Raw genomic sequence first — 24036 nt, 5'->3', positions numbered from 1 at the left:
TCGATTTAGGCGATGGCGATGAGCTTGGCAATCCGTGAGCAGAGGCGACTTATGACGAATTCCCCCAATTTCGACGAAGAAATTAACCGTGTCGGGACACATTCGGCTAAATGGGACGCGATGGAGGGCGCTTACGGCGTCTCACCTTCCGACGGAATCGCAATGTGGGTCGCGGATATGGATTTCCGCCCGCCGGCCTGCGTGCAGGCTGCGTTAGAAGGCATGACGGCGCATGGCGTCTACGGGTATTTCGGGAATGAGGGGCCTTATCGCGCCGCGATACAGTGGTGGATGCGCACCCGTCACGGGTGGGAGATCGAACCGGAGTGGATTTTCACAACGCATGGTTTGGTGAATGGCACGTCGATTTGTGTCGATGCCTTCACACAGCCGGGCGACGCGATTGTGCTAATGACGCCAGTTTACCACGCCTTCGCGCGGGTTATCCATGCGGCGGGGCGAACGGTGACGGAATGCCCACTCGCGGTTAACGAGGGCCGCTACGAAATGGATTTCGATGCGTGGGAGGCGCGCCTCACGGGCAAGGAGAAGATGCTGATCCTGTGCTCGCCGCATAATCCGGGCGGGCGCGTCTGGACAAAGGCCGAGCTAAACGCCGTGGCGGCTTTTTGCGTGAAACATGACCTAGTTTTGGTGTCCGATGAAATCCATCACGACCTGCTCATGCCCAATCAGCAACACACGGCCTTCCCGTTGGCATGTCCCGACCATCCCGTTGTGATGATGACGGCCGCCACCAAGACCTTCAACATCGCAGGCGTCCATACGGGCAATGTAATCATTAAAGATCCCGATTTGCGGACGAAATTCTCGCAGCGGATGAATGCCTTGGGGATCTCGCCCAATTCCTTCGGTCTGGTCGCGACGACGGCCGCCTATTCGCCCGAAGGGGCTCTATGGGTCGATCAATTGGTCGCGTATCTCGCACAAAACAAAACCGTATTTGACGAAGGCATCGCCGCAATACCAGGTCTTCGAGCGATGGAGTTGGAAGCCACCTATCTCGCGTGGGTTGATTTCGCGGGTACGGGAATGGAGCCGCAGGAGATCAAGCATCGTATCGAGAAGGTCGCGCGCATCGCGGCAAATCATGGCGAGACATTCGGCTTGGGCGGCGAGAGCTTCATGCGGTTCAACCTTGCGACGCCGCGCGCGCGGGTCGTTGAGGCTGTCGCGCGCTTGCAAGAGGCATTTGCGGACTTGCAATGATGCGGGCTTACTGGCGCCTCGCGATTGGCATCGTGCTTGCGGCGCTTTCGGGCGTGGCCTTTCTGTATGTGATCTGGGGGCACAGCATGATGTCCCCATCGTCAGGCTCTCCAAATGACGCAACGCAAGTGGTAACGCCCCCGCGGGTGCCGATTGCGGTGATTCCGGATGCGGAGCGGCAACCGGACGCAGGCCCGCTGGAAGCCATCCCGCGCGATGACATGGCCGCGGGCGATCCGGGGGCGGACGCGACTGTCTCACAGCCAGATGCGTTGACCGAAACCCCGAACATGGATGCCGATCTTGATGCCGCAACCACGCGCCTGACGGCCGATCTCAAGCCCATGGCAAAGCCATTAACACTTCAGCCGCTTGAGACCGTGTCGCGTATTCTCGTCGAGAAATCAGCGCGCCGCCTTACGGTTTATTCGGGCGATCAAATCGCGCGGCGGTGGGCAATCGCTTTGGGCCGCTCGCCCATCGGCGATAAATCCCGTGAGGGTGACAATCGAACGCCGGAGGGTACTTTTCGCGTGGATCGTCTGAATGGGGGGTCGGCCTACCACCTTTCGCTTGGGTTGGATTACCCCCATCCCAAACACCGTGCGGCGGCGCGGGCCTTAGGGGTCTCCGCGGGGGGCGACATTATGATCCACGGTCAACCGAACCGGTCACCCTTTGAGAAGCTTGCGGGAGATTGGACGGCGGGGTGTATCGCGTTGACCGATGCAGAGGTCACGCAATTGTTTGCCGCAACCGAGATCGGAACAATCGTCGAGATCCGGCCGTGACTTCCCAAAGCGGCGTAGATCACGCATAGTCATGGCAGGAGGAGTCATGCCCGTTTTCGCACTTATCATCATTGGAATTGCGGCGGGGTTTCTCGCGACGCGGCTGATGAAGATTGACACAGACATCGTCACGACGATCGCGATCGGAATCCTCGGGGCGTTAATCGGTGGCCTCGCCCTTCGATTGCTGATTGCGGTGACGGGCTTTATGGCGGGGCTGGTGGGGGCCGTTCTGGGCGCGATGGCCCTGATCTGGCTCTATAAACATTACTATCGGGGACGATGATGCTCGGTTTTTTAGCAATGGGAGTGGGCGGCGTTTTCCGGCGCCTATTCTGGCTGATCCTGTTCTTATTCTCGCGTCCGGGAGGATGGGCCGTCGCATTGGCGTTGATCATCTTCATCCTGAAGTTCGGCAAGGATTACCTTCCCAGCTACTGATCAAAAAAGTGAGGGGTGTCATTTGTGGCGCGGCGGGCGTGCCTTATAAACCGGCAGGGCCCATCCGAAGCGTAGTGTCCCCGCACGAAGCGCAAATGTTACACCGGCGCAAATCAGCAAACAGGGCAGCATTTGATCGATAAATTGCTTGGAGATCACCGCAGCGACAGCCCCTGCAAACGCGCAGCTCAGGTAGAGCTCACCCTGTTTTATAACCAGCGGGACCTCATTGCACACAACATCGCGCATGAGCCCGCCGAACGTCCCCGTGACCACGCCCATAATGAGAACGGTGATCGGCCCGTGGCCTAGGTTCATCGTGACGGCAACGCCTGCGGGTACCGCAACGGCTAGCGCGGCCGCGTCGAGCCAGAGCAGCGTGCGATAACGGCTTTCCAAGAAATGGGCGGTGAAAAACACGATGACCGCCGCGAATGCGATCAGCACGATATATTGCGGTTGCCCAACCCAAAATACCGGATCTCGTCCGAGGAGCAGATCCCTCAGCGTGCCTCCTCCCACCGCCGTGAGTGCCGCGATGAAGATGAAGCCGACAAGATCAAGCTGTTGACGGCTTGCGACGAGCGCGCCCGTCAAAGCGAAGATTAGAACGGATGTGTAATCCAATGCTGCGCCGATCGGAAATGCGGCGACCCAGCTCAGGGCTTCAGCGTTCATTTCGCGGACTTGAATGGCGCCATGCCGGCACGCGCCAATTCGTCCGCTTGCTCATTTTCGGCGTGGCCTGCATGACCCTTGATCCATTTCCACGTTACGTGATGGCGCGACTGGGCCGCATCAATCCGTTGCCAAAGGTCGACATTTTTGACCGGCTTGCGATCTGCAGTCTTCCAACCGTTTTTCTTCCAGCCGAAGATCCAGCTCGTCACCCCGTTTTTAACATAGGCGCTATCGGTTGTGATGGTGATCGCGCTGTCGCGGGACAAGGCCTCCAAGGCGGAAATTGCCGCCATAAGCTCCATCCGGTTGTTCGTCGTATCCGCCTCGCCGCCTTGCAGCGTTCGCTCTTTCAGCAGTTTCCCGTCATCGAATGCGCGCATCAAAACGCCCCAGCCGCCCGGACCGGGGTTTCCCGAACATGCGCCATCGGTCCATGCGTGAATTTCCATCGGGCTCTCCTCGGGGCGCGGTTCAGATGCCCGCACGCCATACCGCGATCAAGCATGCCACGACAACCGTTGTCAGAACCAATCGCAGCGACATCCACCAAGCGGGCGCCGCGTGGCATCGCGCGAAGGCGAAATCGAGCGGCAGGAGCGTGATGAAGCCAATAATCAGCGCATCAATCGGCCTGACGCCCCCCGAAATCACGGCAAGAAATCCGATCACGACAGGCGCGACAGACAGAACGTACCCGAACGCCCAGTTCGATTTCGCCGCAAATCCCCAAAGCGCGCCGGACATGAAAGCGAAGATCATGATCCCGTAGCCGAGCAATACTTTTTCGGCGGGAAGCGCGAGGGGAAGTGCGACGCCAAACCGTAAAGCGAGCGTCGTGGCGAGGAAGGGTATCAAGCCGCCGAGGCCGAGCCACAGCGCGGTTTTCGGGATCGTACGTATCATGCCGGAACACGCAGCACGCGGGGCACTTTAAACTCGATATCTTCGCGGGCTGTTTCAACAAGCTCTAAAGTGACGTCAAAGCGGTCTTTGAAAGCGGCAATCACTTCATCGATCAAAATTTCGGGCGCTGATGCGCCGGCCGTGATCCCCACCGATTTTATGCCCTCAATCGCGCGCCAATCGATCTCTGGGGCGCGGTTCACGAGTTGGGCATAGGCGCATCCCGCGCCGCGCCCCACTTCGACAAGGCGTCGCGAGTTGGAGGAATTCGGGGCGCCGACGACAAACAACGCATCAATCTTACCTGCGATGGCTTTGACCGCTGCTTGTCGGTTTGTGGTTGCGTAGCAAATATCTTCTTTTGCGGGCCCCTTGATGCTTGGGAAACGCTGTTGAAGTGCGGCGACAATCGCCGCGGTGTCGTCGACGGACAGGGTCGTCTGGGTGATGTAGGCGAGGCGCTCAGGATCACGCGGCGAAATGCGCGCAACGTCTTGGGTCGTCTCGACCAAGAGAACTTCGCCCTCCGGCAATTGACCCATCGTACCGAGCACCTCGGGGTGGCCCTCATGCCCGATCATCACCATTTGCAGACCGGCGTCGTGGTGGCGCTCTGCTTCGATATGCACTTTGCTGACAAGGGGGCAGGTGGCGTCGACATAGACCATCTCACGCCGGGCCGCTTCTGCGGGCACAGATTTCGGGACGCCGTGCGCCGAAAAGATAACCGGACGATCATCGGGGCATTCGTGCAATTCCTCGACAAAGACGGCGCCTTTATCGCGAAGGCCGTCGACGACGAATTTGTTATGCACGATCTCATGGCGCACATAGACCGGCGCGCCCCATTTCTCCAACGCCATCTCGACGATCTTCACAGCACGGTCGACACCCGCACAAAAGCCGCGTGGCGCGGCGAGGTAGAGCGTGAGGGCAGGTTTCATGGCGCGTCTCCTTGAGGTCTGACAAGAGGTAGCGAGGCGCGGCGCGAAGGTCCAGTGCCTCGCCTGTATTTGAATATCGGGCAAGGTAGGTGCATGCGCGATATTCCGGGTTGGAGATACGAAAAAAGGGCCGTTAAGGCCCCTTTCACGTCTTGTAGGGATGTTTCGACCTAGGCGTCAGGAAAGTTATTCCTCGCCGTCGGTTTCACGTGGAGGCCTGCCGATGACATCGCGCAGGGCGTCCAGCTCGATGAAGTTATCAGCCTGGCGGCGCAACTCATCCGCAATCATCGGGGGCTGAGAGCGGATCGTCGACACGACCGAAACGCGAACGCCCTGACGCTGCAAGCTTTCGATAAGGGGGCGGAAGTCGCCGTCGCCAGAAAACAGCACAGCGTGATCGAGGCGCGGCGCGAGTTCCATCGCGTTCACGGCCAATTCAATATCCATATTGCCTTTGACTTTCCGCCGGCCCATCGAATCAGTGAACTCTTTGGCCGGTTTTGTCACCATGTGGTAGCCGTTGTAGTTCAGCCAATCGACCAGAGGCCGGATCGGGGAGTATTCCTCATTTTCCAAGAGGGCCGTATAATAGAATGCGCGCACAAGCTTGCCTCGGCGTTCAAACTCTTGACGCAGCAGCTTGTAATCGATGTCAAATCCCAGCGCTTTCGCAGCTGCGTATAGATTCGACCCGTCGATGAACAGCGCTAGCCGTTCGTCCTTATAAAACATCCCTTGGTCCTTTCTGGCCCCGTCGCTTGTTCTTTATGGTGTCGGAAATTACTAGGTCGTGGACGGGTTCATCCCGGACACTAACAACGCATTGGGGTAAAATGGAATTTGTCGAAAAGGATAGTAGCGCTATACTTTTGGCGCTTGGCGCGAATCTGCCATCAGCCGCCGGGGCGGCTTCCCAGACCCTTGTCGCTACCTTAAAGGCACTGATCGCCGAAGGTATGAAGCTGGAGGCAGTGAGCCGGTTCTATAAAACCCCTGCGTATCCTGCAGGGTCGGGCCCCGATTACGTTAATGCGTGCGCAAAGGTCAAGAGCGCGCAGCCCCCTCATTCTATTTTAGCGGCGTTTCACCGAGTTGAAGCGCGGTTTGGCCGCGTCCGGGAGACGCGTTGGGCGTCGCGCGGGTGCGATATTGACCTTTTGGCGATGGACGACATGATCCTTCCGGACGTTGCAACACAGGCCAAATGGCGCGATTTACCATTGGAGCGTCAGATGCAGGACGCCCCCGATCAGTTGATCCTTCCGCACCCGCGCATGATGGAGCGCGCGTTCGTTCTGATACCGCTTTTTGATATTGCGCCGACTTATGTTGACCCTGTGTCAGGCGTGGCGATTTCGGATATGATCGCAGCCCTGCCATTTTCGGAAAAAGATGCAATTCATCCGATTTGAGTTGGGGCAGGCCGCGAATCTGGGGAATCGGCGCTTGTCTTTAGGGGCAGTCTTCCTTAAGTAGGCCTCTCCAACCCCAATTCCGTTTGGAGTAGACCATGGCCCGCGTGACGGTTGAAGATTGCGTTGATAAAGTCCCGAACCGCTTCGAGCTCGTTATGCTCGCGGCGCATCGTGCGCGTGAAGTCGCAGCGGGTTCTCCGCTGACGGTGGATCGTGACAACGACAAGAATCCGGTTTGCGCATTGCGTGAAATCGCTGATGAAACGCAATCGGCAGATGATCTGCGCCAGCGTCTCATCGAGAGCAATCAGACCCAAATTGAGGTCGATGAGCCGGAAGACGATGATATGGCGCTGCTCATGGGCGGTGAAACGGCTGATCGTCCGCGCGAAGATGATATGTCTGAAGAGCGGATGCTGCGCGCCTTGATGGACGCGCAGGGTCGCGAGTAAGCAGGCATCGGGGGCGAACGCGCGAGAATGATCGACGTCGAAGACCTGATCGCGCTCGTTCGCAACTACAACCCGCGCACCAACGCTGATCTCATCAGACGTGCCTATGATTATGGCCTTCGTATGCACGAGGGCCAATTTCGCCATTCTGGCGAGCCCTATTTTACCCATCCCGTTGCCGTCGCCGCGATCTTGACGGAGCAACGGCTTGATGATGCGACCATCATCACCGCGCTTTTGCACGATACAATCGAGGACACCCGCTCGACCTACACAGAGGTCTCGGAGCTGTTTGGCAAAGAGGTCGCGGAACTGGTGGACGGCGTCACCAAACTCACCAATCTTCAGCTTTCTTCAGCGGCTTCGAAGCAAGCTGAGAACTTCCGCAAGCTGTTCATGGCGATGTCAAAAGACCTGCGCGTGATTTTGGTGAAGCTCGCGGACCGGTTGCACAATATGCGCACAATTCGCTCTATGCGCCCGGAAAAACAGGCGCAAAAAGCCCGCGAAACCATGGAGATCTTTGCCCCGCTTGCTGGCCGAATGGGGATGCAGTGGATGCGCGAAGAGTTGGAAGATCTTGCTTTCAAGGTCCTCAACCCCGAGGCGCGGACATCGATTATTCGTAGATTTGTGAATCTACAAAAGGAAACTGGCGACGTTATTCCGAAGATTACCGCAGATATCCGTTCAGAAATGGACGAGGCGGGCATTGAGGCTGACGTGTTTGGCCGTGCAAAGCGCCCCTATTCGATCTGGCGCAAGATGGAAGAGAAGCAGCTTTCATTCTCTCGCCTGTCAGATATCTACGGTTTCCGCGTAATCACCCAGACCGAGGCGGATTGTTACCGGGTTCTTGGCGCGATCCACCACCATTGGCGCGCCGTGCCCGGGCGGTTTAAAGATTATATCAGCCAGCCCAAAACCAACGGCTACCGGTCAATTCATACGACCGTGTCGGGCCGCGATGGCAAGCGCGTTGAGGTGCAGATCCGCACGCGACAGATGCACGAAGTAAACGAATCGGGTGTTGCTGCGCATTGGTCGTACCGTGAGGGCGTCCGCGCGCAAAACCCGTTTGCGGTCGACCCCGCAAAATGGGTCGCGACCTTGACCGAACGCTTTGATGAGGGTGATCACGACGAGTTTCTCGAGAACGTGAAGCTCGAAATGTATTCCGATCAGGTATTTTGTTTCACCCCGAAGGGGGACGTGATCAAGCTACCTAAAGGGGCGACGCCGATTGATTTCGCCTATGCGATCCATACGCGCATCGGGAACGGATGCGTCGGGGCGAAGGTGGACGGTATCCGTGTGCCTCTTTGGACACGCCTCAAAAATGGTCAGAATATCGATATCATCACCGCTGCCGGTCAGCGGCCGCAATCAACGTGGCTGGATATCGTCCAAACAGGTCGCGCCAAAGCATCGATTCGAAAGAGCCTGCGCGAGGAAGACCGCACGCGTTTCGTTAAGCTCGGGACCGAGCTCGCGCGTGTCGCATTCGAGCATGTGGGCCGGAAGGTAACAGATAAGGCGCTGCGGACCGCCGCGAAAACGCTTCGCCTTGAGGACGAGACAGAGGTTCTGGCGCGAATCGGGTCTGCGGAGCTTTCGGCATCGGAAGTTCTTGAAATTCTCTACCCAGAACTCGCGACGCAGACACATGAAGAAGTGACGGTGCAGCGCGCCGTTGTCGGGCTTGCGGCTGATCAGAATTTCCGTCGCGCGGATTGCTGTCAGCCCCTTCCGGGAGAGCGTATCGTCGGGATCACCTACCGCGGAAAAGGCGTTGTGATCCATGCGATTGACTGCCCTGCGCTTGAGGAGCTTGAAGACGAGCCGGGTCGCTGGGTCGATCTACATTGGCATTCGGGGCGGCACGCACCGGTGTATTCCGCTACGCTTAAAATCACGATCGCAAATGACGCGGGGGTTTTGGGACGGATCTGCACCTTGATCGGGCAGCAAAAGGCCAATATCTCGGATATGCAGTTCGTTGACCGTAAACCAGATTTCTACTCTATCATTGTAGAAACCGAACTGCGGGATACGGAACATCTCCACATGCTTCTGACCGCGTTGGAAGCTGAAAGCGATGTGGCTCAGGTGGCGCGATTTAGGGATTTGACGCGCAAACCGTGAGAAATGCCATCCTGCGGTCATGATCTCACGCGAGATGGTGGCAATGAGCGCGAGGCAGATTGCCCGATTGGGCGGCCCGATCTTTCGGGCATGAGGAGGTTTGGTGGTTTTTAAGCGGCGAAACAAGCGGAGCTGGGGGCGCGTCCTGCGCGAATCGCTCTGGCCGCAGGGCGGTTGGACGCGCGCGTTTCATTACGTCCGCCACCGGATTCACCGCCTGCCGGATGACCCTTCCCGTATCGCGCGCGGCGTGGCGGCGGGCGTGTTCGTGTCGTTCATTCCGTTGTTTGGGTTGCATTTTTTCACTGCCGCGGGGATTGCGCTTTTGATCCGCGGAAATGTGCTGGCGTCCATTCTAGGGACATTTTTCGGCAACCCGGTGACCTTCCCGATCATCGCGGTTCTCTCGACAAAATTCGGGAACTTCCTTCTGGGGCGTCATCATGGTGGCCCGCTTGATCCCGACGCTGGCGATGGGATTGTCTCGCTCTTTATCCATGCCGCGGGTGACCTCAAGCACAACTTCTTCGCCGCATTCACTGATCAAACGGCCCAATGGCACGGGTTGTCGGCCTTCTTTGACGACATCTTCGTGCCCTATCTTGTTGGGTCGATCGTGCCCGGGCTTGTCTCCGCGGTGGTGTGCTATCTGCTCGCGTTACCTATCATCACGGCCTACCAAAATCGCCGCCGCGCGCGCATCAAAGAGCGCCTCACCCAAATTCGCGCGAAACTTCACGCAAAGCTGGAGGCGAAGATTGAGGAACGAGCCGAACGCAAAGAGGACCGGACCTAGATTCCGGCCCTCCCAACCCTTTACTCCCCCCTTCATTCTTCTGGCGAGGTGGCCCATAGTCGGGCGGATCAGATCATGGGGCAGCAGATGACTAAACTTCGACTTGGCGTGAATATCGATCACGTGGCAACCATCCGCAACGCGCGCGGCTCCGCCTATCCTGACCCGCTGCGCGCTGCGCTCTTGGCCGAGCAGGCCGGCGCGGATGGGATCACGGCGCATCTTCGCGAAGATCGTCGGCATATTCGTGATGCTGATATCGAGGCGTTAATGAATGGGTTGACCGGCCCACTCAATTTCGAGATGGCCGCGACCGAGGAAATGCAATCTATCGCCCTGAAGTACCAACCACATGCCGTGTGTATCGTGCCTGAAAAGCGCGAGGAACGCACGACGGAGGGCGGCCTTGATGTCGCGGGGGATATCGCGCGACTGGCGGATTATATCGCGCCCTTACGGGAAGCGGGGTCGCGGGTTTCAATGTTCATCGGCCATGATGCCGCCCAAATCCAAGCCTGCGCCGAAATCGGAGCGGCGGTTGTCGAGCTGCACACGGGACAGTATTGCGATCTTCACGCGGAAGGCCGTTTTGATGCGCGCGACGCCGAACTCGCGGCACTCCAAAAAGGGGCTGCCTATGCGGCGTCTTTGGGCATGGAGGTGCACGCTGGCCACGGATTAACCTTCGAGACGGTTGGCCCAATTGCCGCGATCAAAGAGGTTGCCGAGCTCAACATCGGGCATTTCCTGATCGCCGAATCTGTATTCTTGGGATTGGAAAATGCAATTGCACAGATGCGGCACCTGATGGATGCCGCGCGCGCCTGAGGCTTGGTTACGATAGGAAATTTGATGAGCTACCCACGATATGCGCTGGTATTTTTGATCGCCAGCTTCGCCATTCCGGTTGGCCTTTGGGCAATTGAACGCGTGACCGGCTACGCCCCTTCCGCGACAATCCTTTGGATCCTTCCTGTGCTGTGTGCCGGCATGATTGAAGGTCAGAAATTTGCAGCCGCGACGGGTCGCACGCCAACCGGTTTGGAGGCGTGGGGGTTTGCGCGTGTCGCCACGATGCTCGCGATGGCAATTTCTCTCGCGCTCGCGGTGCCGCTCATTATTTTTGCCGGCGGTGAGATCCGCTCGAGCTTGGACGCCGTGATGGGGGATCCTGAGTTGCGCATGATCGCGGGCGCAGTCTTCGTGTTCTATATGCTTGTGATCTTCGGGATGAATCGGTTGTTCTTCGGCATGGGGGCGAAAAACGAGATGAAGGCCCTCGCACGCCGACGGGGGTGATGGGCCTGTTCACTGCCTCTTTCCTTGACTTGCGCCCCCCTAAGGGCCAAGGAATGGCCCAATAGTTTTCCGAGGAATATCAGCATGTCCAGCAAGGCCGAAGAAGGCATCGTCGAGACCATCAAAACCGTGGTCTACGCGCTCTTGATCGCGGGGGTCTTCCGGACCTTGTTCTTCCAGCCTTTCTGGATCCCGACCGGTTCGATGAAAGACACATTGCTGATCGGGGATTTCCTGTTCGTCAATAAAATGGCGTATGGTTACTCAAAGTATTCATGCCCGTTCTCGGCCTGCCCGATTGAAGGACGTCTTTTGGGCTCCGAGCCTGAACGCGGCGATGTCGTCGTGTTCCGCCATCCGACCGCGGGCACCGATTATATCAAGCGTTTGATTGGGTTGCCGGGCGATACGGTGCAGGTGAAGGGTGGCCTGCTGTATATCAACGGCACCGCGGTCGAGATCACAGAGCAGCCGCCATTCGTTGAAACAAAAGAAGCGCAAGGCTCGGCGGGGTCGGTGCCGCGTTGCATGGCGTTGGAGAACGGCGACCAATGCGTGAAAGAGCGCGCGATCGAGACGCTGCCCAACGGCGTTTCGCATGCGATCCTTAACATCACCAATGGTGGTGAAGCGGACGACACTCCGCTGTTTACCGTTCCTGCGAAACACTACTTCTTCATGGGTGATAACCGTGACAATTCGCTGGATTCGCGTTTCTCCACGGCGCGCGGTGGCGTGGATTACGTCTCCGAGGAATATCTGATCGGTCGTGCCGACCGTGTGATCTTCTCGTCCGAAGGCAAGTCGCTGTTCTTCTTCTGGACGTGGCGGATGGATCGCTTCTTCAAGGCGATCGACTGATCTGATGCTGGATCTCATCGCGGCTGTGTTTGACTGGAGCGGTGGCGCCACGCGCCGCAGGTTCTGGAGCATGGCCGCGTTGACCTCTGTCCTTGTGCTCGGTGTTGCTGGGCTGGAGTTCGCGCTCTCGCAAGAGGTCGCGTTTCACCGGCTGAGCTTTGCGTTGGCGGGGCTATTGTTGCCGGTGATGATGTCGCTCGCGGTACGCCGACTGCACGATGCGGGTTATTCGGGGCTGTGGTGTTTTCTGCTTTGCGTGCCGTTCGGAGCCCTTGTCCTGATCTGGCTTTGGGCAAAACCGTCCAGCCGGACCCAGCGCGGACAATTTACGTGGAAATCCCGCCATGCGTGGGGCGTCGGGTTCGTCTGCTGCATGTCACTCTTGCTGATTTTGCGAGGGTTCTATCAACCCTTCTGGATTCCCTCAGGATCGATGAAGCCCGCCCTTTTCGCGGGAGATTACATTCTAGCAGCACCTATCCCGAACTACGAACCGCAGCGTGGAGACGTCGTTGTTTTCAAGCATCCGGTTGCGGGTGGGGACTATGTCAAACGGCTGATCGGCCTTCCCGGCGATCGCCTTCAGATGCGTGATGGGCGTGTTATCTTGAATGGCGACCCTCTCGTGCAAAGCCCGATGCCCGACTTGACGGAGCTGAAATCTGACGCTGGCCCCGGCAAATCATTGCCCCGCTGCGCAAATGATCCTGTCGGGATCGGCGGCACCTGTAGCAAGCATCAGGCCATGGAGGCGCTTTCATCGGGCCGCGCTTATCGCGTATTGGATATCGAGCCAAATGCTTTCGCGGATAACACCCATGAGGTGATTGTGCCGGAAGGTCAGTATTACTTTTTGGGCGATAACCGTGACAATTCCCTCGATAGCCGTTATTCCACTGCGGTCGGCGGCTTGGGGTTTGTTCCTGCAAGTCATATCATTGGCCCTGTCCGATGGGTGGTCTTTTCTGCGGGCGGTGCGTCGCTCGCTGCATTTTGGGCATGGCGCCCTGACCGTTTTCTGAAGGTTGTAGAGTGAAAATTGCGATCGAAATAAGCCAGTTCATGACCCGACTGGGGTATGACTTCAAAAGCGTCGAGCTTCTGGTTCGGGCGTTGACCCATGCCTCCATTTCGACGCCGACAAGGCCGGATAACCAGCGACTTGAATTTCTGGGGGATCGTGTCCTCGGTTTGGTGATGTCGGAAGCCTTGTTCTTTGCCGATACCGCTGCGGCTGAAGGGCTTCTTGCGCCGCGTTTCAACGCATTGGTGCGCAAAGAAACCTGCGCCGATGTCGCAAGGCAAATCGATTTAGGGGCTGTCTTGAAACTAGGGCGGTCCGAAATGATGACGGGCGGGCGTCGCAAGGAAGCCCTGCTTGGCGATGCGATGGAAGCGGTGATCGCGGCGGTTTACCTTGATGGTGGGTTTGAAGCAGCGCGTGATCTTGTGCTGCGCTTGTGGGATAAGCGAATCGACGGCGTCGCGGAAGATGCGCGCGATGCTAAAACCAGCTTGCAAGAATGGGCGCAGGCACGCGGCCTTCCGCCCCCGAAATACAGCATCATCGAGCGCACGGGCCCTGACCATGCGCCAGTTTTTACAATTGAGGCGCAACTCGTGACGGGTGAGAGTGAACGCGCTACCGCTGGTGCCAAGCGGCAGGCCGAACAAGCCGCCGCAAAAGCCCTTTTGACCCGCTTGGAGACGACCAATGACTGAAGCTACCCGCGCGGGATTTGTTGCGCTGATCGGTGAACCGAACGCTGGCAAATCAACCTTGCTCAACAAGATGGTCGGGGCGAAAGTTTCGATCGTGACCCATAAGGTGCAAACGACACGCGCGCGCATCCGTGGGGTCTGCATGTCCGGCGCAAGCCAGATCGTTTTTGTGGACACGCCGGGCATCTTCCGGCCACGCCGCCGTTTGGACCGCGCAATGGTGACCGCCGCTTGGGGTGGCGCATCGGATGCGGATATCGTTGTCCTTTTGATCGAAGCGCATCGCGGTTTAACCGAAGGCGCGAAAGAGATTATTGCGGCGCTGAAAGAACGTGCGGGTGAGCAGCCAGTCGCGCTTGCGATCAACAAGATCGACAAGGTCAAAGCCGAGGCCTTGCTGCGGCTTACTGAAGAAATGAACGGCCAATATCCTTTCGCCAAGACCTTCATGATTTCGGCAGAGCGCGGCCACGGCGTCGATGATTTGCGCGAATGGCTTGCGGGCGAACTTCCTGAAAACCCGTGGTATTATCCTGAAGATCAGATTGCGGATTTGCCGATGCGGAACATCGCGGCGGAGATCACGCGCGAAAAATTGACGCTACGCCTGCATGAAGAGCTGCCGTATCAGATGACGGTTGAAACCGAAAAGTGGGAAGACCGCCCTGATGGCTCAACCCGTATCGATCAGCTGATTTACGTCGTGCGTGATGGCCATAAAGGCATCGTGTTGGGCAAGGGGGGGGAGACCATCAAGTCGATCTCCAAATCGGCGCGCGAAGAAATGGCGGAATTTTTGGGCCGCCCGGTTCATCTGTTCTTGCAGGTGAAAGTTCGCGCGAATTGGCTGGACGACAAGGAACGTTACACCGAGATGGGGCTCGATTTTTCGGACGGTGACTGATGTCGCGCCTCGCCTCTGGTTTTTGGGTCCGTGCTTATTTGAAGCGTTTGGAGTTAGAACATATCCCCGCCTATGTGACGGCGCATGGCCATGACGAGGCGGGGGCGGTTCTTGTCAAATGCGCGACGCTGGACGGGCAGGCCTGTGCTTGGCATCGAGGTTTCGATCTCATGACCGGAGAGCGTGCTTGGGTGGCGTTGCGGGAGGGGCCGGAGCGCGAGGTCGACGAGGCTATCCGCAAACAGCGTAGCTTTGATCCGGACCTTTGGGTGATCGAGATCGAGAGCCGCGATGGTCGGACCTTGCTGGACCAAGAGGGGCTGACTGGCTAGGCTGGTTGGCCCAGATGCGGCGCGGCGGGGTGACATGATAGACTGGCAAGATACCGGCACGATCCTTTCTATGCGACCGCATGGCGAAACATCGGTGATCATCGATGCGTTCACCGCGCAGCACGGGCGACATTCCGGCGTTGTGCGAGGCGGCATCTCGAGGAAAATCGCGCCAAATCTACAACCCGGCACCCATGTGATGCTGACTTGGCGCGCGCGATTGGATCATCACATAGGCGCGTACACGGTCGAACCGTTAAAATCCCGCAGCGCGGTTTTGTCAGATCGCCTTGGACTTGCGGGACAAAATTCCGTCTGTGCGCTGCTTGGGTTTACCTTGGCTGAACGCGAGCCTCATCCCACGCTCGTGGAACGGACGGAGCCTTTGTTCGACGCAATCGCAACGAACGAAAAGAATTGGACCCAACGCTATATGCAGTGGGAGCTGGCCCTGCTGGATGAGATTGGCTACGGGCTCGATCTGCGGAGCTGTGCTGTCACGGGCGCGCGGGATGACCTGGCATATGTTAGCCCGAAGACGGGTCGTGCGGTCTCGCGGGCGGGGGCGGGGGACTGGGCGGATCGGCTGCTTCCACTGCCGGAGGGGCTTCAAGGGCAAGGGAGCGCCAGCACCCTAGAGGTAGTGCAGGGCCTCCGCATCACGGGCCATTTTCTGGCCCGTTTCGCCGTCGACTCGCGACCGCTTCCCGCCGCACGCGAGCGTTTTGTGGAGATGTTGGCGCGTCTTACCCCAGAAGACGCCGCGCGATAACTTGCGCCTGAATTTCTGCGGCGCCCTCGAAGATATTGAGGATGCGGGCATCGCATAGAATCCGGCTAATTGCGTATTCCAGCGCGAAGCCGTTGCCCCCGTGAATTTGCAGCGCGTTGTCCGCGCAGGCCCAAGCCACCCGCGCGCCGATCAGCTTTGCCATCCCCGCTTCCACATCGCAACGATGACCGTGATCTTTTTCCCACGCCGAGAAATACGTTAACTGTCGCGCGATCATGATTTCGACAGCCATCATCGCGAGCTTGCCGCCAACCCGAGGGAACTCGATCAGAGATTTTCCGAATTGCTTGCGATCGATCGCATATTGCATCCCGATTTCGAGCGCCGCCTGCGCCACCCCGACAGCCCGTGCCGCCGTCTGGATACGCGCGGATTCGAAGGTCTCCATCAGCTGTTTGAAGCCTTTACCTTCCTCACCCCCCAAGAGATTTTCAGATTTCACCTCGAATCCGTCGAAGGCTAGCTCGTATTCCTTCATCCCGCGATATCCCAGAACTTCGATCTCGCCCCCCGTCATGCCTTCGGTGGGGAAGGGGGTCTCATCAGTGCCGGAGGTTTTCTCCGCCAAGAACATCGAGAGGCCCTTGTAATCGGTCGATGTGGGGTCTGTTCGGGCGAGAAGCGTCATGACATTCGCGCGCGCCGCATGGGTGATCCACGTTTTGTTGCCCGTGATTTTCCACGTCTCTCCGTCTTTCACCGCGCGCGTGCGCAGGCTACCGAGATCGGAACCGGTGTTGGGTTCGGTAAAGACAGCGGTCGAAAGGATCTCGCCGGAGGCGAGGCCTGGAAGCCACTTTTGCTTCTGGGCTTCAGTGCCCCCGCATAAAATCAGCTCCGCGGCGATTTCGGACCGCGTGCCGAGCGAGCCGACACCGATATATCCGCGCGACAATTCCTCCGTCACAACCGCCATAGAGGCCTTCGAGAGGCCGAGACCGCCGTATTCCTCGGGGATGGTCAGGCCGAACACGCCCATCTCTGCGAGTTCTTCGATAACCTCTACGGGGATCAATTCGTCTTTCAGATGCCATTCGTGCGCGTGGGGCATTATGCGATCGTTCGCGTAGCGGCGGAACTGATCGCGGATCATTTCCAATTCTTCTTCGAGGCCTGATGTCCCGAATGTTGCCCGCCCCGCGTTATCTTGCATCAGCTCGATCAACGCCATGCGCGCTGCGTTCGTGTTTCCGCGCGTGATCAGCGTCGCTGCTGCGTCCTTTGGGGTCCATTCGATCCCCAAATCTTGGAGGCGCGCCGATTCCTGTTGGCTCATCGGGATGCCGCCCGCGATCTGCGCCAGATATTCCCCAAAGCCGATCTGAAGAATCAACGCTTCCATCTGGCCAAGTTGTCCCGCCGCATCGGCGCGTTTTGCCCAGTCGAGAAGTTGTGTCAGCGATTGGCCGTAGGTTGCGAGCCAAGCGAGACCGTGCGCCGCATGCTGGTCGGTCTCGAGCGCTTGAGTGGAAATCTTCCCATCGGTTGTCACGCGCGCGCGCAAAGCATCCGTTGCACGGGCGACGAGTTCGGTTACCTCGTGATTGGCGGCTTCGGTGATCGACAGGAGATTGTCGAGAAGAACAGTCATGTGATCTCTCCCTCAGAGGGCCATCACCGCGCGGCATGGAATCGCGCGCAAGCCCTGATGCTGCAGTTGCATCATAGCTACCCATTCAAAATCGATCACGCAATATAAATGCGATGTGCGGTTGTATTTTGTTTTAATATGTCCCTCTTATCATGTGCCTTAAGCCGCGATCGGGCTGCGTGCCTGCGCGCGGGCCGTGACGACAGTGATTTCCTCTACGTGACTGATTTCGCGCAGGAAAAGCGGTCTTTGAAGGGGGAGATCACCCGCCAAATCCGCGAGGGCGGTGGTTTTTTGCACATCAATGCAGGCGCCTAGCCCCCCTGTGAAAAGGCTTTCTACCTGACATCCATCCGCGTTCAGGAGATGGTGCTCCCGCAGCAAAATCCCGTGCCACGTGAGTAATCTGGGCGCATAGACGCGGCTCACCGCGCAGTTATCAACGAGGTGGCGCGCAGCGATGAGCATTGTTTCGCGCCCTGTGTTGTACTCCACGGACGCGCCGGAGACCGCGACGCGGTGTGATGGCATCAACCACAGATCTGATCCCAGTCCGAACGCCGGAGCGCCCAAACGGACAGGGGCGAAGCTCCCCATCGCCGGCCAAGTCGTGCGCCCTGCCCAAATCACCTGTTGCGGGCCGGCATCGCTTGTTTCGACCCAATCGCCGGCTCTGATCTGCGCGGCTGGGCAGGGGCCGTTAGGCGTCTGAATCGCGGTGGAGGGCGCAAAGCACGCCGCAGGGCCAATGGGCTGATAGTGATCTCCCACAGCGAGCCATGCCACGTGATCCCCTTGCGCGTCTCGGTCAAAGAGTGCGCTAAGATCATTGCCCTCGATTGGGGGCGTGCCCGCGCCGGATTTTTGCCGGATGATGCCTTCATCCGGCGCTTCAACGGTAAGGAAACTCCTATCCGACGCCCAGTGATACGTGATGCGGAGGCATCCGCCATTTGCGAGGGTTGAGCTCGCATCCAAATGAAGGCTTCGGCGGTCGGTTCCCTCCATGCGTGTAAACACCAACTGTCCCGTGCCTGTGACATGCATGGTGATCATCTTCATCCCGCTGTCGCGCGTAGGCGGCATGGTATGCTCCAGAACCGAAAACGGGCCGATTTGTCCGCGCGGGACTGTGAGTTCAACGACCAAAGATCCCGACGGGAGCGAGGTCGGCATTGTGCGTTGCGCGAGAGACGTCGCGCGGCCCTCGGTGAGGGGGCCGCTGCATGCGATCCAGCCTCTGGTCATGCCGCCTTCGCTTCAGACTTGAGGAGTTGCGCCTCATAGCCCCGCAGCATCGGTCGGGCTGCGGGATAGCTCTCGGGGGATGCCGCCAGTTCGGGGAATATCGCGAGAATTTCCGCCTGAACGGCCTCCTCCATCGTGTTCATCACGTGAGGGCCGGGCAGGAAACTCTCGGTCGCGAGCCCTTCCGCGCGCACAACTTGATGGCGATCAAACAAGATATGCACGTATGTCACATGGCCCCCTTCGACCACGCGGATCGATGCGCCGTTCACCAGATCTTTCGCCGCGATCAGCACCTCGGCATTTCCGAACAGGATTTCCGCCGCAGGATCGCGCACCAGTACACGGTGCTGCGGGGATAAGCGCAACGCGCCGTGATCACCCAAGCTGTTTGCTTCAATTGCGATGGGCGCAAAGCACCCCTCCGCCACAACCTTGCGCATCCCGATCCAGCGCAGGGGCTGGGGCCCGTCATCTTCCGTCAAGATAAGATCACCGATCTTCAGGGTCTCGACAGGTCGCATCCCGTCGACCGTCGCAATCATAGTGCCGCTTACAAAGCACGGCACGGTCCCGATTGTGATGAACCCGACATCCGTTTCTCCGGATGAGGACGTGATTTCATAGGTGAGCGAGGCCGTATCAATATCCGAATCCGCTACGAAAGTGAGGGTGCCATCCGCGTTCAAGGTCACCGTTTCGCCGCTTTGCAACGTCACGGAATCGCCTGCGTTGACGGGAACGCCGTTGATCGCGGTAATCGTCAAAGTGCCCGTCGTGTTGTTCAGATCATTTGCGAGCACGTCGAAGGTGCGGGTTTGATCGGGAAACATGGCAACGGCGTCATCTTCTGCGATCAGAACCGTTTGGATGGAATCCGCGGCAATCAACACAGCGCTGTCGTAGTTGCTATCCGTGACATCCGCGATCCCGAGGCGCAGCGAGTTAAGTGCGCCCGAATTGACGGGGAACGTAAGGGACATGGTGATCGTGAACCCGTCCATCTCGGTATTATAGTCGTCGTTCGTGTTCGAGACGTAGAGGTTCTCATTGTTGATCGACGAGACATTCGTGATCGAGCTGTCTCCGTTGCCGATGGACAGGTCGACGGGCTGGCCGTTGACCCAGACGACGAACATGTCGTTATAGATCGAGCCCGCATATTCTGGATATTCCTCGGATGCGAAAGTGAAAGAAACCGTCATCACGTCGCCGGTGGGAATGAAATCCACGTCCAGCCACGCGGCGTCGTACGTGTTGCTGCCGACTGCGGCATTGAAGTCCGCGTTATTGTCGACGCCTTTTGTATCCGTAGATGTTGAGCTGGATCGGTTCGGGTCCGAGCTATACCATGAGGATGAATTGGTGAATCCATCGGCTCTGCCGGTTGAGAGAATGACGCCGGTGTCGGACGGTGTTGCCTCTGATGAAAGGCTGTCACCATTCGAATAGATCGCCGCCGAACGAGAATCGCCGGTGTAAGACGCGCTCACCACATCAACGCCGTCACCGAAGATCGTATTCGCCATCTGAATCGCTGATGCGTTCGTGTTGTAGCTTAACTCTGCCGCTCGTGCCATTTGCCTGCCCCAATACGTTGGAGACATTGCGAACGCGGACACCGTATTTTGTGTCCGGCCATGTGCGTCGGTCCGTTTATACGGATCTCTTGCCTATCTGGTCGTGCCGGTCTGTTGCCGGTTTCGCTCGCCCTGCCTCGGGTCACTTATTAATTATTCAATATAGTGACGGAGTTATGGGGCTCTGTTAACACTTTTTGCATTTCTGCAACGCGGTAGTTGCGGCTGTGCAACAGCGAGCCTCTGGCAAAGCGGATGGGGGCAGATCTGCTTTTCACCCTGCGGTTGCGGTGCCGCTGTGGTTGCGCGCGGGGCCGCTCGGAGGTAGGGCTTGGGCAAACAGCCGGAGATTAAAATGACAGTTTGCCCCGCAAAGCTCACCGCCGATCTGATCCGTTGCGCCTCGGTTACGCCAGAGGAGGGCGGGGCTTTGGTTCTGCTGGAGGGCGTTTTGACCGATGCGGGATTTTCGTGCACGCGCGTCGATCGCAACGGGATTTCCAACCTGTTTGCGCGCTGGGGCGATAAGGGGGCGAAGACTTTCGGGTTCAACGGGCATACGGATGTCGTGCCGACAGGGGATGCCGCGGCCTGGACGCACCCGCCATTCTCAGCCGCCGAGATTGACGGCGTGCTCTGGGGGCGCGGGGCGCAGGATATGAAATCCGGCGTTGCTGCCTTCGTTGCGGCGGCCGTCGATTTCGTGCGCGAGACGCCGCCCTCCGGCGCGTTGATTTTGGCGATCACCGGAGACGAGGAAGGCGCGGGTAAAGATGGCACGCGGGCGCTTCTCGATTGGATGGCGCAGGCCGGCGAGAAAATGGATGTCTGCCTCGTGGGCGAGCCAACATGCCCGAATGAAATGGGCGAGATGATGAAAATCGGGCGCCGAGGTTCGATGACCTTCTTCATTGAGGCGGTCGGGGTGCAGGGCCATTCCGCCTATCCGCATCGCGCAAAAAATCCGCTGCATGCGCTGACGGATCTGCTGGGTCAGATGACCGCGACGCCGCTAGATGAGGGCACGGATCACTTTGACGCTTCGACGCTACAGATTACGACGATTGATTGCGGCAACCCCGCCAACAATGTCATTCCGCGTGAGGCCCGTGCCACGGTCAACATCCGGTTCAACGACGCGCACAGCAGTCAAACGATCGACGCGTGGGGGCGTAGCTTGGCCGACGCCGTTGCAAAGGCGACAGGGGTTCAGTTCACCCTGCGGACCGAAGTCTCGGGCGAAAGCTTCGTGACCCCGCCGGGGGCATTCGTTGAGATGATTGCCAGCGCGGTGGAGCGGGAAACGGGGCGCAAGCCCGTTCTGTCGACTTCCGGCGGGACGTCGGATGCAAGGTTTGTGAAGGACCATTGCCCGGTGGTGGAGTTTGGCCTCGTCGGCGACCGGATGCACCAGACGGACGAGCGCGTGCCTGTCGCGCAGATCCATGCGCTAAAGTCGATTTACGCACGCGCTTTGCATGACTACTTTGCCTGACCGGTGAAAACTGAGGGGAGCGTTTCTCCGCATGACGCGGGCCGCGCGGCGTGCTAAAGCGGGCGCATGAGCATTCCCCAGATCCCCAGCAAGCAACAGATCCTCGACTGGATCACCGATCATCCCGCTTCCAGCGCAAAACGCGATATCGCGAAGGCGTTTGGTATCAAAGGCGCGGCGCGCATCGAATTGAAACGCATCCTCAAAGAGATGGAGGCGGAAGGGAAGCTGGAACGGCGTAAGACGACCTATGCTGATCCAACCAAACTGCCGCCTGTGACGATGTTGCGCGTGATGGCGCCCGATGCGAATGGTGATTTGTTTGCGGAGCCCGCGGAATGGGCGCTCGACACGCCAGCGCCGCTCGTTTCGATAATCACGCGCGATGGCGATCCCGCACTTGGTGGTGGCGATCGGATCTTGGGCCGGTTGACCGAAACACCCGAGGGATATGAGGCGCGGCTCATCCGTAAGATTGGTCAAGCGAGCCACCGTGTCGTCGGGATTTTCCGCAAGACGGCCGAAGGTGGCCGTATCTTGCCGATCGACAAGAAATCCGATCAGGAATGGCGGGTTGCATCGGGTGGTACGAATGATGCGCGCGACGGTGAACTTGTCGAGGCCGAGCAAGTCGGGCCGAAACGCATGGGGTTACCGCAGGCGCGGGTTATTGAACGTCTGGGCGACCCATCTGCGCCGCGTGCGGTTTCATTAATCGCGATTCATCAACATGGTATCCCCGATGATTTCCCTGATGCCGTGGTGGCGCAAGCGGATGCGGCGGAGCCTGCAACATTAGGCAAGCGCGAGGATTTGCGCGGTTTGCCCTTCGTCACGATTGACCCCTCCGATGCGCGCGATCGCGATGACGCATGCCATGTCCACCACGACGACGATCCTGCAAACAAGGGCGGCTTTGTTCTTTGGGTCGCGATTGCGGATGTGGCCGCCTATGTCACACCCGGATCAGAGCTTGATCGGGAGGCGCGCAAACGTGGCAATTCGAGCTACTTCCCTGACCGCGTTGTGCCGATGCTGCCGGATCGCTTGTCCGGCGATTTGTGCTCATTGCATGAGAATGTGGATCGGGCGGTCCTTGCAGTCCGGATGCAGCTTTCGGCAGATGGGCGTAAGCTGGCACATCGGTTCACGCGCGGGATGATCCGTTCGGTTGCGTCGCTTGCCTATGAGGATGCGCAAGCCGCACGCGACGGCCATGCCTCTGACCGTGTGAGCGCGCTTTATGAGGACGTGATTGCACCACTATATGGCGCGTATGAGGCCCTTCTCAAAGCGCGGCAAATGCGTCAGCCGCTGGAGCTAGATTTGCCCGAGCGGCAAATTGTCCTTTCGGAGGACGGTAAGGTGACCTCGGTTGCTTTCAAAGAGCGGCTGGATGCGCATAAGCTGATCGAAGAGTTTATGGTCCTTGCGAATGTGGCGGCCGCCGAGGAGTTGGAGCGTCTCAAGCGCCCCTTGCTCTACCGCGTCCATGAGGAGCCATCGGCAGATAAGCTCGAATCTTTACGTGAAGTTGCGCAGGCGTCTGGCTTCAACTTCGCGAAGGGGCAAGTGCTCAAGACGGCCCATCTGAACAAGCTTTTGAGTGATGCCGAGGGGACCGAATTCGCCGAATTGATGAATGTCAGTACGTTGCGATCCATGACGCAGGCGTATTATTTTCCGCAGAATTTCGGGCATTTCGGATTGGCATTGCGGTCTTACGCGCATTTCACCTCGCCGATCCGGCGCTATTCGGATTTGATCGTGCACCGTGCGTTGATCGCGGGCCACGACTGGGGCAAAGATGGCCTTTCCGAGTGGGACGTCGAAAATCTGGAAGACACAGCCAAGCAGATCTCCGACACCGAGCGTCGTTCGATGATTGCGGAACGCGATACGACCGATCGCTATCTCGCGGCGTATCTCTCGGATCGCGTCGGGAGCGAATTTGCAGGCCGGATTTCGGGCGTCCAAAGCTTCGGATGTTTTGTAAAGCTGACCGAGACCGGTGCTGACGGGCTTGTGCCTGTGCGGTCGATCGGGCGCGAGTTCTACCACTACGACCGCGATGCACAAACGCTGACCGGGGGCGAGAGTGGCTTGGTGTTGGGGATTGGCCAAAAGGTGACTGTGCGTTTGGCCGAAGCGGTGCCTTTGACAGGGGGCGTGATGCTCGAGCTGTTGTCCGTAGACGGTGATCCGTTGCCGACCGGTGGCGGGGGCGCGCGGGGCAAGGGGCGCGGACGTGGTGCGCCGCGCAAGCCTGCATCGTTCAAGTCTCATGAGCGCGGCGTAAAGCGAAAGCTGAAGCGGATCCGGCGCGATAAGTAAACAACGGCTGTGCGCTGCGAGACTGCGCAAGCGTCTGAAATCAAAAAGGCCGAGCATTGAGCTCGGCCTTTTCTTT

26 protein-coding genes are annotated in these 24036 nt (G+C 58.5%); 18 read left to right on the top strand and 8 right to left on the bottom strand.

Translation table 11 applies throughout. The features are described from left to right. Positions 1–51 precede the first annotated feature (51 nt). The 4 genes from SJY32_RS11875 to SJY32_RS11860 are packed head-to-tail and all read left to right on the top strand — an operon-like array spanning position 52 to position 2462. Positions 52–1230 (top strand): MalY/PatB family protein, encoded by a 1179-nt coding sequence (locus tag SJY32_RS11875; protein WP_376875422.1) that lies wholly within the window; start codon positions 52–54, stop codon positions 1228–1230. After that, on the top strand, positions 1227–2021 hold the full coding sequence (locus tag SJY32_RS11870; RefSeq protein ID WP_376875419.1) for a murein L,D-transpeptidase family protein: 795 nt from the start codon (positions 1227–1229) through the stop codon (positions 2019–2021). The genes SJY32_RS11875 and SJY32_RS11870 overlap by 4 nt, the downstream gene beginning before the upstream one ends. Before the next feature lie 46 nt (positions 2022–2067). After that, positions 2068–2307: a GlsB/YeaQ/YmgE family stress response membrane protein gene (locus SJY32_RS11865; protein ID WP_376875416.1), complete on the top strand. Its 240-nt coding sequence runs from the start codon at positions 2068–2070 to the stop codon at positions 2305–2307. After that, positions 2307–2462: a hypothetical protein gene (locus tag SJY32_RS11860; protein WP_376875413.1), complete on the top strand. Its 156-nt coding sequence runs from the start codon at positions 2307–2309 to the stop codon at positions 2460–2462. The genes SJY32_RS11865 and SJY32_RS11860 overlap by 1 nt, the downstream gene beginning before the upstream one ends. 18 nt (positions 2463–2480) lie before the next feature. Here SJY32_RS11860 and SJY32_RS11855 read toward each other — a convergent pair whose 3' ends face one another. From SJY32_RS11855 to SJY32_RS11835, 5 genes are all read right to left on the bottom strand, one after another. Next, positions 2481–3140 (bottom strand): trimeric intracellular cation channel family protein, encoded by a 660-nt coding sequence (locus SJY32_RS11855; RefSeq protein WP_376875410.1) that lies wholly within the window; start codon positions 3138–3140, stop codon positions 2481–2483. Continuing rightward, positions 3137–3592, bottom strand: coding sequence for a ribonuclease HI (rnhA, locus tag SJY32_RS11850; protein ID WP_376875407.1), 456 nt, complete (start codon positions 3590–3592; stop codon positions 3137–3139). Before rnhA ends, SJY32_RS11855 begins: the two co-directional genes overlap by 4 nt. Before the next feature lie 22 nt (positions 3593–3614). Beyond that, entirely contained in the window at positions 3615–4046 is a 432-nt protein-coding gene (locus tag SJY32_RS11845; protein ID WP_376875404.1) for a DUF3429 domain-containing protein, read from the bottom strand. Then, the gene (gene ispH / locus SJY32_RS11840) at positions 4043–4990 is read right to left on the bottom strand and encodes a 4-hydroxy-3-methylbut-2-enyl diphosphate reductase (protein WP_376875401.1); all 948 of its coding nucleotides are present in this window, start codon (positions 4988–4990) and stop codon (positions 4043–4045) included. The genes SJY32_RS11845 and ispH overlap by 4 nt, the downstream gene beginning before the upstream one ends. Before the next feature lie 186 nt (positions 4991–5176). Then, the gene (locus SJY32_RS11835) at positions 5177–5725 is read right to left on the bottom strand and encodes an NYN domain-containing protein (protein ID WP_376875398.1); all 549 of its coding nucleotides are present in this window, start codon (positions 5723–5725) and stop codon (positions 5177–5179) included. Between the two features lie 35 nt (positions 5726–5760). On the opposite strand from SJY32_RS11835, the gene folK reads away from it, so the two are divergent. The 12 genes from folK to recO all read left to right on the top strand — a co-directional run bounded on the left by folK (position 5761) and on the right by recO (position 15691). Then, the gene (folK, locus tag SJY32_RS11830) at positions 5761–6405 is read left to right on the top strand and encodes a 2-amino-4-hydroxy-6-hydroxymethyldihydropteridine diphosphokinase (protein ID WP_376875395.1); all 645 of its coding nucleotides are present in this window, start codon (positions 5761–5763) and stop codon (positions 6403–6405) included. A gap of 98 nt (positions 6406–6503) precedes the next feature. Beyond that, entirely contained in the window at positions 6504–6860 is a 357-nt protein-coding gene (gene rpoZ, locus SJY32_RS11825) for a DNA-directed RNA polymerase subunit omega (protein ID WP_376875392.1), read from the top strand. Between the two features lie 27 nt (positions 6861–6887). Further along, on the top strand, positions 6888–9005 hold the full coding sequence (locus tag SJY32_RS11820) for a RelA/SpoT family protein (protein ID WP_376875389.1): 2118 nt from the start codon (positions 6888–6890) through the stop codon (positions 9003–9005). Positions 9006–9108: 103 nt separating this feature from the next. After that, positions 9109–9801, top strand: coding sequence for a DUF2062 domain-containing protein (locus SJY32_RS11815; protein WP_376875386.1), 693 nt, complete (start codon positions 9109–9111; stop codon positions 9799–9801). Positions 9802–9888: 87 nt separating this feature from the next. Continuing rightward, positions 9889–10629 carry a pyridoxine 5'-phosphate synthase gene (locus SJY32_RS11810; RefSeq protein ID WP_376875383.1) on the top strand — a complete coding sequence of 247 codons (741 nt, stop codon included), beginning with the start codon at positions 9889–9891 and terminating at the stop codon, positions 10627–10629. A gap of 24 nt (positions 10630–10653) precedes the next feature. Then, positions 10654–11100, top strand: a complete 447-nt coding sequence (locus tag SJY32_RS11805) for an ABZJ_00895 family protein (protein ID WP_376875380.1) — start codon at positions 10654–10656, stop codon at positions 11098–11100. 84 nt (positions 11101–11184) lie between these two features. Next, complete coding sequence (gene lepB / locus SJY32_RS11800; RefSeq protein WP_376875377.1) at positions 11185–11961, top strand: signal peptidase I; 777 nt, start codon at positions 11185–11187, stop codon at positions 11959–11961. Positions 11962–11965: 4 nt separating this feature from the next. Next, positions 11966–12997, top strand: a complete 1032-nt coding sequence (lepB, locus tag SJY32_RS11795; protein ID WP_376875374.1) for a signal peptidase I — start codon at positions 11966–11968, stop codon at positions 12995–12997. A gap of 26 nt (positions 12998–13023) precedes the next feature. Then, positions 13024–13683 carry a ribonuclease III gene (gene rnc, locus SJY32_RS11790; RefSeq protein WP_376877708.1) on the top strand — a complete coding sequence of 220 codons (660 nt, stop codon included), beginning with the start codon at positions 13024–13026 and terminating at the stop codon, positions 13681–13683. After that, positions 13676–14587: a GTPase Era gene (gene era, locus SJY32_RS11785; RefSeq protein WP_376875371.1), complete on the top strand. Its 912-nt coding sequence runs from the start codon at positions 13676–13678 to the stop codon at positions 14585–14587. Before rnc ends, era begins: the two co-directional genes overlap by 8 nt. Continuing rightward, on the top strand, positions 14587–14919 hold the full coding sequence (locus SJY32_RS11780; RefSeq protein WP_376875368.1) for a DUF1491 family protein: 333 nt from the start codon (positions 14587–14589) through the stop codon (positions 14917–14919). Before era ends, SJY32_RS11780 begins: the two co-directional genes overlap by 1 nt. 34 nt (positions 14920–14953) lie before the next feature. Then, positions 14954–15691, top strand: a complete 738-nt coding sequence (gene recO / locus SJY32_RS11775) for a DNA repair protein RecO (RefSeq protein ID WP_376875365.1) — start codon at positions 14954–14956, stop codon at positions 15689–15691. Here the strand turns inward: recO and SJY32_RS11770 are convergent. The 3 genes from SJY32_RS11770 to SJY32_RS11760 form a co-directional block, all read right to left on the bottom strand. Continuing rightward, entirely contained in the window at positions 15666–17303 is a 1638-nt protein-coding gene (locus SJY32_RS11770; protein WP_376875362.1) for an acyl-CoA dehydrogenase family protein, read from the bottom strand. The genes recO and SJY32_RS11770 overlap by 26 nt on opposite strands. Positions 17304–17462: 159 nt before the next feature. Then, the gene (locus tag SJY32_RS11765; RefSeq protein WP_376875359.1) at positions 17463–18551 is read right to left on the bottom strand and encodes a Hint domain-containing protein; all 1089 of its coding nucleotides are present in this window, start codon (positions 18549–18551) and stop codon (positions 17463–17465) included. Continuing rightward, the gene (locus tag SJY32_RS11760) at positions 18548–20131 is read right to left on the bottom strand and encodes a Hint domain-containing protein (protein ID WP_376875356.1); all 1584 of its coding nucleotides are present in this window, start codon (positions 20129–20131) and stop codon (positions 18548–18550) included. Before SJY32_RS11760 ends, SJY32_RS11765 begins: the two co-directional genes overlap by 4 nt. Positions 20132–20486: 355 nt before the next feature. On the opposite strand from SJY32_RS11760, the gene dapE reads away from it, so the two are divergent. Next, positions 20487–21626 carry a succinyl-diaminopimelate desuccinylase gene (gene dapE / locus SJY32_RS11755; RefSeq protein WP_376875353.1) on the top strand — a complete coding sequence of 380 codons (1140 nt, stop codon included), beginning with the start codon at positions 20487–20489 and terminating at the stop codon, positions 21624–21626. Positions 21627–21698: 72 nt separating this feature from the next. Beyond that, entirely contained in the window at positions 21699–23960 is a 2262-nt protein-coding gene (gene rnr / locus SJY32_RS11750) for a ribonuclease R (RefSeq protein WP_376877705.1), read from the top strand. Positions 23961–24036 lie beyond the last annotated feature (76 nt).

Source organism: Albirhodobacter sp. R86504 (genome assembly GCF_042466415.1).
Classification (GTDB): Bacteria; Pseudomonadota; Alphaproteobacteria; order Rhodobacterales; family Rhodobacteraceae; genus Albirhodobacter.
This window is presented reverse-complemented; position numbering and strand designations above follow the sequence as displayed.